The 12,622-nt window shown below is 62.3% G+C and carries 12 protein-coding genes; 8 read left to right on the top strand and 4 right to left on the bottom strand.

What is annotated here, in order from left to right:
• The first annotated feature begins 50 nt into the window (after positions 1–50).
• Genes ABIB36_RS06395 through ABIB36_RS06380 form a run of 4 tightly spaced genes read left to right on the top strand, consistent with a single transcriptional unit; the run spans position 51 to position 2,531 of the window.
• A complete protein-coding gene (locus ABIB36_RS06395; protein WP_084345786.1) occupies positions 51–674 on the top strand; it encodes an AIM24 family protein in 624 nt (207 codons plus the stop codon).
• A 1-nt stretch (position 675) separates the two neighbouring features.
• The gene (locus tag ABIB36_RS06390) at positions 676–1,374 is read left to right on the top strand and encodes an AIM24 family protein (protein ID WP_354560165.1); all 699 of its coding nucleotides are present in this window, start codon (positions 676–678) and stop codon (positions 1,372–1,374) included.
• 8 nt (positions 1,375–1,382) lie between these two features.
• Positions 1,383–2,129 carry an AIM24 family protein gene (locus ABIB36_RS06385; RefSeq protein ID WP_354560167.1) on the top strand — a complete coding sequence of 249 codons (747 nt, stop codon included), beginning with the start codon at positions 1,383–1,385 and terminating at the stop codon, positions 2,127–2,129.
• A gap of 27 nt (positions 2,130–2,156) precedes the next feature.
• On the top strand, positions 2,157–2,531 hold the full coding sequence (locus tag ABIB36_RS06380; protein ID WP_354560169.1) for an Rv0313 family protein: 375 nt from the start codon (positions 2,157–2,159) through the stop codon (positions 2,529–2,531).
• Here ABIB36_RS06380 and ABIB36_RS06375 read toward each other — a convergent pair.
• Positions 2,512–3,681 carry a macrolide family glycosyltransferase gene (locus ABIB36_RS06375; RefSeq protein ID WP_354560241.1) on the bottom strand — a complete coding sequence of 390 codons (1,170 nt, stop codon included), beginning with the start codon at positions 3,679–3,681 and terminating at the stop codon, positions 2,512–2,514. The two genes, ABIB36_RS06380 and ABIB36_RS06375, sit on opposite strands and share 20 nt — an antisense overlap.
• Before the next feature lie 126 nt (positions 3,682–3,807).
• Here ABIB36_RS06375 and ABIB36_RS06370 point away from each other — a divergent pair, with 126 nt between their 5' ends.
• The 3 genes from ABIB36_RS06370 (at position 3,808) to ABIB36_RS06360 (ending at position 8,958) form a co-directional block, all read left to right on the top strand.
• On the top strand, positions 3,808–4,413 hold the full coding sequence (locus tag ABIB36_RS06370) for a GNAT family N-acetyltransferase (protein WP_354560171.1): 606 nt from the start codon (positions 3,808–3,810) through the stop codon (positions 4,411–4,413).
• A 57-nt stretch (positions 4,414–4,470) separates the two neighbouring features.
• Complete coding sequence (locus ABIB36_RS06365; protein WP_084345791.1) at positions 4,471–6,846, top strand: lysylphosphatidylglycerol synthase transmembrane domain-containing protein; 2,376 nt, start codon at positions 4,471–4,473, stop codon at positions 6,844–6,846.
• 243 nt (positions 6,847–7,089) lie between these two features.
• Positions 7,090–8,958 carry an EAL domain-containing protein gene (locus ABIB36_RS06360; RefSeq protein ID WP_256895504.1) on the top strand — a complete coding sequence of 623 codons (1,869 nt, stop codon included), beginning with the start codon at positions 7,090–7,092 and terminating at the stop codon, positions 8,956–8,958.
• A gap of 13 nt (positions 8,959–8,971) precedes the next feature.
• Here the strand turns inward: ABIB36_RS06360 and ABIB36_RS06355 are convergent, their stop codons facing one another.
• The 3 genes from ABIB36_RS06355 to ABIB36_RS06345 form a co-directional block, all read right to left on the bottom strand.
• Positions 8,972–9,268: a putative quinol monooxygenase gene (locus ABIB36_RS06355; protein WP_084345793.1), complete on the bottom strand. Its 297-nt coding sequence runs from the start codon at positions 9,266–9,268 to the stop codon at positions 8,972–8,974.
• Positions 9,269–9,334: 66 nt separating this feature from the next.
• Positions 9,335–10,168 carry a spermidine synthase gene (locus ABIB36_RS06350; RefSeq protein ID WP_084345794.1) on the bottom strand — a complete coding sequence of 278 codons (834 nt, stop codon included), beginning with the start codon at positions 10,166–10,168 and terminating at the stop codon, positions 9,335–9,337.
• Positions 10,158–10,871, bottom strand: coding sequence for a TetR/AcrR family transcriptional regulator (locus ABIB36_RS06345; RefSeq protein ID WP_354560174.1), 714 nt, complete (start codon positions 10,869–10,871; stop codon positions 10,158–10,160). The genes ABIB36_RS06350 and ABIB36_RS06345 overlap by 11 nt, the downstream gene beginning before the upstream one ends.
• Before the next feature lie 199 nt (positions 10,872–11,070).
• On the opposite strand from ABIB36_RS06345, the gene ABIB36_RS06340 reads away from it, so the two are divergent.
• A complete protein-coding gene (locus ABIB36_RS06340; protein ID WP_354560176.1) occupies positions 11,071–12,621 on the top strand; it encodes an amino acid permease in 1,551 nt (516 codons plus the stop codon).
• Position 12,622: the final 1 nt, after the last annotated feature.

The following is a 12,622-nucleotide window of genomic DNA, read 5'->3' as shown; positions in this document are numbered from 1 at the left end:
TGGCACGGGGGAACGTTGCGTGGGATAGTTCCCCCGTGGCTCAGCTGACAATGAACGGGCACAGGGTGCTCGTTGCGAATCTCCTTCAGGGATCACCGCAGGGCGATTCGCTACGTGCGATGTCCGGTTCCATGATTGCGTACGAGGGTGACGTCGCCTTCAAGAGTGCAGGAATGGGCGGAGGCGGTGGACTACGCGCGGCTCTGAAGCAGAAAGCAACCGGTGAATCTCTTTCTCTCATGGAGGTTTCCGGCAAGGGCACGGTGTATTTCGCCGTCGACGCTCAGGACATCACTGTCGTCGAGATCGCGAACGACACCATGCACGTCGAGGCCTCCCAGCTGCTCGCGCTGACCGGCCAACTGAAGACCGAGGTCAAGTTCGCCGGCCTCCGCGGCGCATCCTCGGGCCAGGGCCTGTTCACGACCGTCGTCAGCGGTTCGGGTTCGGTGGCCTTACTCTCGGCAGGCGGACCCTTGATCGCGCTCGCCGTCGACCCGACGTACCCGCTCGTCGTCGATCCAGATTCCTTTGTGGCACATCGCGGTCAGCTGAACCAGAGTTTCGTCACCGACGTCACCTGGCGATCCGCCGTCGGTGGTGGGAGCGGTGAAGCCTTCTCGCTCCGTTTCGACGGCCAAGGCGTCGTCTACATCCAACCCGAGGAACGCTGACATGCCGCTCGAGCTCGTCAACAGCAAAGTCGTAAAATCCTCTCTCGCGGCCGGGCAGAACGTCTTGGCCCGTAAGGGTTCGATGCTGTATTACACCGGCGACGTCCACTTCATTCCACATTCGATGGGTGGGTATGCAGGCTCCATGCCCGGAGGCCGGTCGGGTTTTTCAGCGAGCGGCGTCGCGGGAATGGCGGGACGAATGATGTCGGGCGAGCATGTTGCCATGATGGCCGCCGAGGGCCAGGGGGAGGTGTTCTACGGCCACGCCGGCTTGTACGTGGAAGTGATTCACCTCGACGGGTCGTCGATGCTCACCGTCGAGGCCGACCGGCTGCTTGCGCAGGACGGCAATTTGTCGAGTTCCATTGTGTCCCTTGGCTCTCAGGGCGGTGCAGTGCGGGGCGCCGTCCGTGGTGCGATGACCGGGCGGGGCCTCTTCACGACGCAGCTGACCGGCATGGGCAGCGTCGCAGTTCTGTCACACGGTGGAGCGATTGCGCTGCAGGTCGGTCCGGAGCACCCTCAGGTCGTGGTGGATCCACAGGCTTATGTCTGCCACCTCGGCAACATCACCGTCGACATCTCGGCGAACGTCGGCTGGCGTGACGCGGTGGGGCGTGGCAGCGGCGAGGCCGTTCAGCTGAAGACGACCGGCATGGGCACCGTATGGGTCCAGGCCTCCGAGAAGAAGTTCTGAGGGCGAGTATGACGATCGAGATCCACACCCCCCATACGCTGCCCGTCGACGACAACATCCCCGGTAACGATTACGCCTTCTGCGTCGAACTCGCCGGCCAACCCTGGTTCACATCCAAGGGCGCGATGATTGCGTACTACGGCAATATTCGATTCGAGCCGCTCGGTCAGACGTCGATGCCTGCCATCGTCGCCGCTCGATTCTCCTCGCCGCTGTATTCCAACGACTGGGTGCTCGCGCAAGGACAAGGGAAGTTGATCCTCGGCGACCGTGGATTCAACATCAACAGCTACGACCTGGACGACGGCAACCTGACCATCCGAGCCTCGAACCTCCTGGCCTTCGAACCAACGCTCGATCTGAAGCAGTCGATCGTCCCCGGATTCCTGACGCTACTGGGCACGGGCAAGTTCCTGGCCTCGTCCAACGGGCCTGTCATGTTTGCCGAGCCACCGTTGCGCATCGACCCCGAAGCACTGGTCGGCTGGGCCGATTGTCCGTCGCCGTCGCACCACTTCGACGCAGGGTGGATGCAAAACTTTCTGGGTGCCGCGCATGGATACCTCGGGGCCAACACCGGCGAAGAGCGTCAATTCGACTTCACCGGCGCAGGAACGGTGCTCATTCAATCCAGTGAGAAGGTTCTGAACGACGGACACCTGCTGCGCCACATCGAGTCGCAGACCGTCTCGCTAGGGCAGAACAGCTTACGGACGCTGCACGGCACAATCGGTTCGCGACTGCAGCAGCACTGACTTGACTCGCAAGCGCATTATGGAGTGATGACAAACAACGGACCCTTCGGCGTCGACCCCGAGGACTTCGATCGCTTCGCCAAAGAAGCGAGCGACGGACTCCGCGACGTCGTCGATCAGGTAGGTAAAATTTTCGGGCAATCCGGCGCAGGCGGGTCTTGGGGCGCGTTCTTCGGAGAACCATCGGCACAGAGGAAGCCGGAGCCGGAGCCGGAGACCACCGGCGAGACCGGCGATGGTGTCTGGGCGATCTACACCGTCGACTCCGACGGCTCTGCGCACATCGACCAGCTGTATGCGACCGAACTGGATGCCCTACGCGCCCACAAGGACAATGTGGACCCGGCCAGACGCGTCCGCTTCCTGCCCTACGGCGTCAGCGTCAGCGTGCTGGAAGTCTAGATTCCACTGCATCGGCCGCGTGGGCAATTCCGCCGTGCGCTCGTACGTCGGCGCTGATATGTGCCAGTCTCGCGGCTAGTTCCGGTGAATTCGCGACGCCTTCGACGGCCTGAAGCAGCGAGTACGCCGTCACGTCTTCGTCGTCGAGACGAACGCCGACGCCCAGTTCCTCCAACATCGTCGCGTTGCCGAATTGATCGACTGCTTGCGGAATGGCGACGGTCGGTACTGCGAACCACAATGCCTCGGTGCAGCTGCCCATTCCTGCATGTGTGACGAAAGCAGAGGCGGCGGCAAGTACGGCGAGCTGCGGAACGTGCGGTCGGATCTCGATGTTCGACGGCACGGGACCCAGCTCACCGGCGTCGACGCGGTGGCCGATCGAGATGACCACATGCCATTCCGTTCCGGCGAAGGCTTCGATGCACGTTCGGTAGAAGTCGGGGCGCTCATTGAATCCTGTTCCGAACGACACCAGCAGGACCCTCGCACCGTCCGTCGGTGGTGCCCAGCACGAGTTCGTGAGGCGAGCGAGGTCCATACAAGGTCCAACGAACCGAACGGTCTCGGGTACCCGGTCGGCATTCGGTTGCATCACTCGCGGGACGAGGGAGAGAACATCATCGGGGTGCGAGATCCATTGCCATGGATCGGCGTCGACACCGTTTTCTCGCAGCCACGAGGAGTAGGCGCTGTAGTACCTTCTCCCACTTTCGGATTCACGAATCTGCACGAGCACCTCGCCCATGTCCTCCTCGTATCCGTCCCAGGCGACGTAGGTCGGCGAAAGTTGCACGGCCGGAACGCTGTAGCGCCTACCCAGAACGGGCGCCGCCAACCCGCCGATGTCGTAGAGCAGTAGATCCGGCCTGTTGTCGTCGTAGAAGTCGGTGAGGACACCGAACGCGTAGATGGCCTCGTCGAGAAATACCCGCATCGCCGACGCTGGGTCCTCAGGCCAATTCTCTTCCCCCTGAGGCAAGATCGAGGTGAAGGAAACAAGCTCGATCCCAGCGGGTTCGACGAGGTCGGCCACTGCGTCGCCGACGGCGTACGTGACTCGATGTCCCCGTCGCACGAGTTCGGACACGAGGCCGAGTGAGGGATAGATGTGGCTAGGGGCCGTGCAACCGATCATGCCGATGTGCATGGCTGTCACGATAGAACTGCAGTGCGCACGCACGCCAACGGTTTTCCTTCGGATGGTCATGTAGCCGAATCGGGCCACAATCAATCTCAGTGTTCGGCGTCGGCCCGCTCGCGTATCGTCCGCAGTGTGACTTTCCTGCAGCCGGTAACCCTGTCGAACGATGTAGTGACGCTCGAGCCACTGAGTCACGATCATCTCGAAGGACTGTGTGACGCCGCCCGTGACGGTGAGCTATGGAACCTCTGGTACACCTCGGTTCCGCACCCCGACGATATGGCCGCCGAGATCGATCGACGATTGGGCTTGCAGCAGACAGGGTCGATGTTGCCGTTCACGCTGCGACAAAACGACACTGGCCAGATCCTCGGGATGACGACGTACGCGAATGCAGATGTGGCGCACCGACGGGTAGAGATCGGGTACACCTGGAACGCTTCATCTGCGCACCGGAGCGGGACCAATGCGGCGAGCAAGCTTTTGCTTCTCAGCCACGCGTTCGACGAATTGGATTGCATTGCAGTCGAATTTCGGACGCACTGGATGAATCTTCAGTCACGAGCGGCGATTGCGCGACTCGGGGCCAAACAGGATGGGGTTCTTCGCAACCACACCCGCATGCCCGATGGGTCGCTGCGTGACACCGTGGTGTTCTCGATCATCGAGTCGGAGTGGCCCGCGGTAAGAAACGAACTCGACCGCCGGATCACGCACCATCGCGGCCCCGCGCGGTAGGTTTGCCAATAGCGTCGGCCGGCGCGCACGGGTTCGATCGAAGGTACTGATAGCAGCATGCGGGTTGACGGGCGCGACATACCGGTGACGGGCAGCCTGCTGCAACCGCTGGTACGACGCACCAGTGACATCATGCGAGTCGTTCTGGCGCTGCTCCTTCTGTCCACGGTCATCGCCGGTTCGCTCATCACTCGAAATCAATGGGACGCGCTGGAGAACTCGGTCTCGAACATCGTCGGGGTGCTCAGTCCGGACAAGTCGAATCTGGTGTACGTGCTGTACGGCGTGGCGATCCTGGCGCTGCCCTTCGGAATTCTGATCGGACTGATCGCCGGCCGGGAATGGAAGCTACTGGCCGGGTACGGCGCGGCTGGGTTGCTCGCCGGTCTGGCGTTGTCGATCACCGGTAGCGGAATCTCGACGCCCGCCTGGCACCTCGAAGTCCCCGATCAGCTCGACACCTTTCTTTCCCAGTTCCTGGACGATCCACGCTGGATCGGCATGCTCGCCGCGGTGCTCACCGTGTCCGGGCCGTGGCTACCGCAGCGCTGGCGGCGAGTCTGGTGGTTCCTGCTCCTGGCGTTCGTTCCGATCCACCTGTTCGTCAGCACTGTCGTGCCTGCCCGCTCGCTGCTCGGCCTGTCGGTGGGCTGGCTCATCGGCGCATTGATCGTCCTGGTCGTCGGCACACCAGCCCTCGAAGTGCCGCTCGACGACGCGGTACGTCTGCTGTCCAAGCGCGGGCACATCGTCGACTCCCTACGCGTGGTGAAACCTGCAGGCCCGGGACCCCTCGTGCTGGCGGCGTCGACGGAGGGTGCAGAACCAGATCTGATCGTCGAAATGTACGGCCAGAATCAGCGCAGTGGAGGTGCGTTGCGCCAACTGTGGAGGTGGTTGTCCTTCCGGAGCGCAGAGTTCGTTCCATTGCATGGCTCACTGCACCGAGCCGTCGAGCACCGGGCGTTGATGGGCATTGCGATCGGGAACCTGTCCATCGCGAGCAGCCGCCCGCTTGCGGCGTCGGCGCTCGAACGTGGGTGGGCAATGTATGCGCATACCGCGCCCATCGGAAGTCCCGTCGACGACACCTCCCCGGACGCCCTGGTCACGAGCATCTGGAAGGGACTGCAGACTCTGCACGGGTTCCAGATCTCCCATGGCGACCTGCGCACCGCGGAGATCAGAAACGACGACGGTAAGGCACTCTTCGGTGGATTCGCGAACGCCGAACTAGGCGCAACCGACGCGCAGATGCAGTCCGACATTGCGCAGCTGCTGATCACCACTGCTGCGCTGTTCGGTAAGGAACACGCCGTGCGCAGTGCCATCGAGGCCCTCGACGCAGACACTGTTCTCGCGGCATCGGGCCGGCTGACGAAATCGGCGGTACCCAAACGCGTCCGCACATCGGTTCCCGACGGCAACGAGGTCATGAAGGCCGTACGTGACGAGGTGGCGAAACAGACGGGTGCCGACAAGATCAAGGCCGAGCAGGTCACCCGCTTCTCGCGGAGTCAGATCATTCAGCTCGTCCTGCTGATCGGCCTCGTCTACGTCGCCTACCCGTTCATCAGTGCGGTGCCCACATTCCTGACAGAGCTGCAGTCGGTGAACTGGTGGTGGGCGCTACTCGGACTCGTCGTGTCGGCGCTGACCTACGTCGGCGCTGCCGCAGCATTGTGGGCATGCGCTTCGGGCATGGTGAGTTTCCGCAACCTGACGATCATGCAGCTAGCCAATACGTTTGCGGCAACGACGACCCCTGCAGGCGTCGGCGGCCTCGCACTGAGCGTGCGGTTCCTGCAGAAGGGTGGCCTCGGCGCCGTTCGAGCGACGGCCGCAGTTGCTCTGCAACAGTCCGTTCAGGTGATCACCCACGTGGGATTGTTGATCCTCTTCACCTTCGCTGCCGGCACGTCGGCGGATCTGTCGCATTTCGTGCCCGACCCGACTGTTCTCTACCTCATCGCCGGTGTTGCCCTCGGCGCCGTGGGCACCTTGCTGTTCGTACCGAAACTGCGCCGCTGGCTGCGGAACGACGTGCGCCCCCAACTCAAAGAGCTGTTCGGCGAACTCGGCGAACTCGCGCGTGATCCGAAACGTTTCTCGATCATCGTACTCGGCTGCGCTGCAACTACTCTCGGGGCTGCGCTGGCGCTCTGGGCGAGCATCGAGGCATTCGGGGGTGGGACCACGTTCATCACGGTCACCGTCGTCACCATGATCGGCGGAACGTTGGCGTCAGCGGCCCCGACGCCAGGCGGGGTCGGAGCCGTCGAAGCAGCCCTGATCGGTGGCCTCGCGGCATTCGGCCTCCCCGCCAGCATCGCCGTTCCATCCGTACTGCTCTACCGGGTGCTCACCTGTTGGTTACCGGTGTTCTGCGGTTGGCCGACGCTGCGATGGCTGACCGAAAAGGACATGGTCTGATACGACGCCTCATACTCAGCGTCTCGGCAGTCACTCACATTGCATTGCCCGAGTAAAACGCATCGTGCATACACATTCGTCGGTCGTAACCGGCAGCTGGATCCGGTTTCGGCCGTCGAACCGCCCGCTCACTGGTACCGTTCCGTGACAGGGTCGGGGACCTGAGAATACGAACGATCGGCCGTTACATGGACAAGAAAGTTCTCGAGTACCGGCAGGTCCCGCATGAAAGGCTGTCGATCGGTGACCGGCAAGCTCGCGTTCCACGAAGAGTCCTCTGACTCCTGGGCTTCCCGCGCAGTAAATATCAACCCAGTGGATACCAACCCAGTGGCCTCTCGCGCGCTCGAACCTCGGGCCCCGAAAACGGCCGACTACTCCTTTCGAGTTCGCCCACCGAACAGTGAGCGATGGGCCAAGGTCCTCATCGGTTCACTGACCTTGTCGTTCGGACTGGCCGGAATTCTGCTGGTCCCATCCGGGCAATTGGCCTTCCCCGCGGCAATCCTCCTATTCGTCGCCTCTGCGAGTACAATCCCCGTCGCACTCCGCTGGTTTCTCGGAGCGTGGCCCAGTCCGACTCTGATCAAAGCGTTCATCATCTGGGCCGACCTCGGGATCCTGGCGGTAATGCTGCTACCAAACTCGCCGATGCTCGCGATGTCGAGTTCGGCAATGTTCGCCATCGTCGCCCTTTTTGCCATCATCGGGACTTCGTCCAGGGTGCTCGGCATCCATCTCGCGTGTGCTGTCACAGCACTGTTGCTCACGGCTGGAATGTCGATACTCGACGGGGCAGACCCTTGGACAGTTTCCTCGCGCGCCGTCACCGTCGCATCGATGTTCGTGATGCCGTTCGCTCTTCGTCCTTACATCCGCTATCTCCGCGAACGCGCCGACGGAGCGTTGCGGGATCCGCTGACCGGGCTGTGGAACCGTCGGGGACTCTTCCATGCGGTGGGATACCTCAATACCCTCAACGCCTCGCCGATCCACGAGACGCGCTACATCGGCGTAGTCGTGATCGACATCGACAGGTTCAAGGCCATCAATGCACGATTCGGGCACCCCTCGGGCGATGCGGTGTTGACGGAGGTTGCTGGCCGGTTGCTGCACGCTGCGTCCGTCGATGCGGTGGTGTCACGGTTGGGCGGCGACCAGTTCGTATGTGTACACATCGGCAGCCGCAACAAGGTCGACGACGCCGAGACGCGGATCCGCGCGGAACTCGAAGAATCTTTCAGCGGGCCGCCGTTCACCACCAGTATCGGGTCGGCCGGCGACCGCCTGATCTGCGGAGACAGCACGGACGCACCCATGCGGCGGTTGATTGCACTGGCCGATATCGAGATGTACCGCGAGAAAGCAGATCCGGCCGCGGCGGCGAACGATCTTTGCTTGGATCCTCTCGGTATACGGGATCGAATCGAGGCGCTCATCGACTCCGGTGGACCCTCGATCGTGTTCCAGCCGATCTGCGACACCGTTACCCGAGCCGTGGTCGGGTACGAGGCACTTTGCCGCTTCCCGTTCGGTCACGGTTCGCCGTACATCTGGTTTCGCGACGCGACATGTGCCGGTGTCGGTCCACGTCTCGAACTCGCCGCGATCGATACGGCGCTACGCGCCATGGCGGGCCTTCCTGCCGATGCTTTCGTCTCGGTCAACGCCTCGGCCGCAACCATCAGGACGACCGACATGCTGGCCCGCCTGCGGCCGCACATAGGCACGCGCACAATATATTTGGAAATAACAGAGCATGAACGGGTCGACGACTACCGCGCTGTGGCTCGATCCGTCGAAGACCTCAGAGCCGCCGGCGTCAAAATATCCGTCGACGATGTCGGAGCAGGATTCGCCGGACTCCGCCAAGTCGTGGAACTGAAACCCGACACGCTGAAATTGGACTATTCACTCGTCCACGGCGTGGACCTGGATCCGACCCGCAGGGCGGCCGTGGCGTCGCTCACCGCGTTCGCGCGGGAAGTCGGCGCGACCCTGATCATGGAAGGTGTCGAGACCGACGGCGAACTGCGGGTCGCCGTCGAACTCGGCATCGACATGGTGCAGGGCTATCTCACCGGCCGACCGGCATCGGTCGAACCAGCCTGACGTAGGTGACTTTCTAGACTGCGTCGGTGATCGTGTATTTCGTCAAACTCGGCGCTCCGGCGAGGAGTGGCGCCAGGTCAGCGATCTTTCCGGGACCGGCACGGAAATCGCGGTACTTCGCGTCTGCTTCGGCGGAATCCCAGCGCTCGTGTGCGATCCAGTGCGTCGGGTCGGCTTCGTCGACGAGAACGTCGACTCCTAGGCACCCCTCGAATGCCCTCGTCTCGGCGAGCACACGGGCGAGAACGACTTTGGCGTCGTCGAGTGCTTCGGGCTTGAACTTCAGATCGAGCAGGGCGATGAGCGCCATTCGGTTCTCCCAAATCGACAGTGAAAACGTACGAGCTTCGAACTACTTCTCCAGCCTACCGATCGCTCATACGACGTCCCGTAGGACTTTCGCGTCGCCGCTGAAACTCCGCACCCTCTCATCGAGCCATACCTGCGCAGGCACTCCTCCGCCGAGCAGTTCACGAGCCAACGCCGGGTCCTCGCCGATCGGTGTGTCGCTCCCGGCGATGACGACGTTCCCGTAACGGCGCCCCTTCAACATCGCCGGATCCGCGATGATCACCGTGTGCGGAAAGACCTGTCCGATAGTGGCAGCCTCTCGACGGGTTCTCGTCAGGTCACGGGTGTCGCCGCAGTTGACGACGTAGATCCCGCACGGGGCGAGTACGCGTCGCACCTGCTCGGTGAATTCCAGAGTCAACAGCGGTTCCGGAGTGGCACTTCCGGCAAAAACGTCGCGGACGATCACATCTCGACTGTCCTCGGACAGCGTCTCGGTCACCGCACGGGCCTCACCGACTCTGATACGCAGCATCGGTGCGCGGGGGAGGTCGAACCATTCGCGTACCAACTCGGCCAGCTTGCCGTCCAGCTCGACGACAACCTGTCTTGCATCGGGATACTCCGCAGCGAAATAGCGTGCGAGAGTGCAGGCGCCACCACCGAGATGCAAAGTGCGCAGCTTGGAGCTCGAAAATGTATGGTAACGAACAAGTCCCGCCATCCAACGCATGTACTCGAAGTCCAGCTGTGACGGGTCGGCCATATCGATGTGTGAACTCGGCACACCGTTGACATGGACCGTCCAGCCGTCCGCGGTCAGCGTGTCGCGTACCAGTTCGCAAGTGCCGGTGTCGATGTCGTAGACCCCAGCCTTGGGCCCTGTCTGTTTTTCCGGCCGTGCCTTCTTATTGGCCATGCCCTGCCTTCTTCTCGAAAATACTGCGTGCGGTCACGTCGGACGCCACGCGTACCGCCCTGTCATGGATGCCGTCGATGTCACCGGAGAATCCGAGAACTCGGACCGCGGCGGTGGCAATGAGCGGAGCGTGATGCAGGCCCGCCGAGCCTCGACCGTTTTCTGTATCGGCCCGGCCGTTCACTATCGTCTCGACAAGTCGAAACGGTAACTCTTCGGTGCCGGCGGACACGTCGGACTCGAGCTCTTGCACGACCCCACCAGCGATGGTGGCATACAGATTCATCAGCGTGAAGCGGCTTTCTCTGAACGAGCCGAACCGATCGGTCCGGAGCTCGGGCAACAGATAGAGCGCACCGAGGTTCCAACGGGAACGGCTGAGCTGATCGGCATCGAACCAGGCCATCGCGTACATCTTCACTACCGCCGACTCCTCGACACCCTGAATGCCCTGCCCGACGGCGAGTGGCTCGTCGACAGTCCCGCTGAGCAGCGAATCGAGGATGTCGTCCTTGTTCGAGAAGTGGTGATAGAGCGAGGCCTGCCGCAGGCCAACGGCGTCGGCGATCATGCGTGTCGAGGTGTTGGTGTACCCACGGGTGGTGAAGAGTTCGGCGGACGCGTCGAGTATTTCTTCACGTGCGGTGTCACCCGGACGTTTCTTGGTGGCAAGCCTCGGCCTCCCGGCACCGGTAACGGACATTGGTCCATCCTGTCAGCAATCCGCGCCCGTGAGATTCCTGTCATCTGATCGAAATAGACGAAACAAGCTCGTTTCACGACGGTCACCAGCCGGGCACAACGGCGCGGAAAACTATCAACTGACAGAAACCGCACCGGCAACCCCGCACCTGTCGACGCAGACGGGCGGTCCTTCTCACCTCTTGTACGGAGACAAAGACATGAGCTCGACTACTCTGCCCTCGCCCGGGGAAAAGGCACCGTCGTTCGGCACTGACCACTTGGACCTCGCCGAACTCGGGTACGACCAGCAACTGCATCGCAGTCTCGGCAAGTACGCGTCGTTCGCCGCCGGTTTCTCGTTCGTATCGATCCTGACCACAATCTTCCAGCTCTTCGGTCTCGGCTTCAGTTTCGGCGGCCCGGCGTTCTTCTTCACCTGGCCGCTGGTGTTTCTGGGTCAGTTCATGGTGGCACTCAATTTCGCCGAACTTGCAGCGCGATATCCCATTTCAGGTGCCATCTACCAATGGTCCAGGCGCATGGGCGGTGAAATCACCGGTTGGTTCGCCGGATGGTTCATGATCATCGCGCAGATCGTCACGGCATCGGCCGCCGCAATTGCGCTGCAGGTCGTCCTGCCCAGCATCTGGAGCGGACTCCAGTTCGTCGGGGAAGACACCGCACTGACCTCGGCCGACGGCGCCGCCAACGCCGTCATTCTCGGCTCTATCCTCCTGGTACTCACCACCACGATCAACTGCATCGGCGTCAATTGGATGTCGCGGATCAACAGCATCGGTGTCACCTGCGAGATCGTCGGCGTCATCGTCCTCGTTCTCGTCTTCTTCACGCACGCCGAACGCGGACCTCAGGTCGTCTTCGACACCGGCGCACCCGGTGCCGATCCCGGATACATCTGGGCCTGGATCGTCTCCGGGCTCATGGCTGCATACGTCATGGTCGGCTTCGGCTCGGCCGGCGAACTTGCCGAAGAGACACACAATCCACGACGCGTGGCGCCTCGCACGATCCGGCTCGCACTCTCCGCATCTGCTCTCGGCGGAGGCCTGATGATCGTCGGCGCCTTGATGGCCGCGCCTTCTCTCACCGACGGCAACCTTGCGACGCAGGGACTTCCGTACGTCATCGACTCCATCCTCAGCTCCCCGTGGGGCACGGTACTGCTGATCGACGTCGCCATCGCCGTCTTCATCTGCACCCTCGCGATCCAGACAGCGGCATCGCGGTTGATGTTCTCGATGGCTCGCGACGGCCGCCTACCCGCGTCGACGATTCTCTCGAAAGTCAACTCCCGCACCGGCACCCCGATCGCACCGTCGGTCCTGATCGGATTCGCCTGTGTGGCAATCCTTGCCGTCAACGTAGGGAACTCGGCGATCTTCACCACCTTGTCGAGCGTCTGCATCGTCCTGATCTACCTGGCCTACTTGATGGTGACCGTGCCACTGCTGGTCCAACGCCTCAAAGGATGGCCGCACGGTGGTCGGCAGGCAACGCCCATCTCGGCAGAGGAGAAGCTCTTCACCCTCGGTAAGTTCGGCATCCCGGTGAATATCGCCGCCGTACTCTACGGCGGGCTGATGGTGATCAATCTTTCCTGGCCACGCGCCGAGATCTTCAACCCCACCGGCGAATTCCCGCTTCTGCAGTGGGCAGCACCACTCACGGTGATCGCGGTAGTGCTGGCCGGAATCGCCTGCCTGCCGCGCGGCAGAACACACCCCAAGCCAGTCACGATCGGAGCCTGAA

The organism is Rhodococcus sp. UYP9 (genome assembly GCF_040547235.1).
Taxonomy (GTDB): domain Bacteria; phylum Actinomycetota; class Actinomycetes; order Mycobacteriales; family Mycobacteriaceae; genus Rhodococcoides.
This window is presented reverse-complemented; position numbering and strand designations above follow the sequence as displayed.

Excerpts from the sequence above, each read along its gene's own strand:
- ABIB36_RS06395 (WP_084345786.1), top strand. The coding sequence starts at position 51 with ATGAACGGGCACAGGGTGCTCGTTGCGAATCTCCTTCAGGGATCACCG.
- ABIB36_RS06390 (WP_354560165.1), top strand. The coding sequence starts at position 676 with ATGCCGCTCGAGCTCGTCAACAGCAAAGTCGTAAAATCCTCTCTCGCG.
- ABIB36_RS06385 (WP_354560167.1), top strand. The coding sequence starts at position 1,383 with ATGACGATCGAGATCCACACCCCCCATACGCTGCCCGTCGACGACAAC.
- ABIB36_RS06380 (WP_354560169.1), top strand. The coding sequence starts at position 2,157 with ATGACAAACAACGGACCCTTCGGCGTCGACCCCGAGGACTTCGATCGC.
- ABIB36_RS06375 (WP_354560241.1), bottom strand. The coding sequence starts at position 3,681 with ATGCACATCGGCATGATCGGTTGCACGGCCCCTAGCCACATCTATCCC.
- ABIB36_RS06365 (WP_084345791.1), top strand. The coding sequence starts at position 4,471 with ATGCGGGTTGACGGGCGCGACATACCGGTGACGGGCAGCCTGCTGCAA.
- ABIB36_RS06355 (WP_084345793.1), bottom strand. The coding sequence starts at position 9,268 with ATGGCGCTCATCGCCCTGCTCGATCTGAAGTTCAAGCCCGAAGCACTC.
- ABIB36_RS06350 (WP_084345794.1), bottom strand. The coding sequence starts at position 10,168 with ATGGCCAATAAGAAGGCACGGCCGGAAAAACAGACAGGGCCCAAGGCT.
- ABIB36_RS06345 (WP_354560174.1), bottom strand. The coding sequence starts at position 10,871 with ATGTCCGTTACCGGTGCCGGGAGGCCGAGGCTTGCCACCAAGAAACGT.
- ABIB36_RS06340 (WP_354560176.1), top strand. The coding sequence starts at position 11,071 with ATGAGCTCGACTACTCTGCCCTCGCCCGGGGAAAAGGCACCGTCGTTC.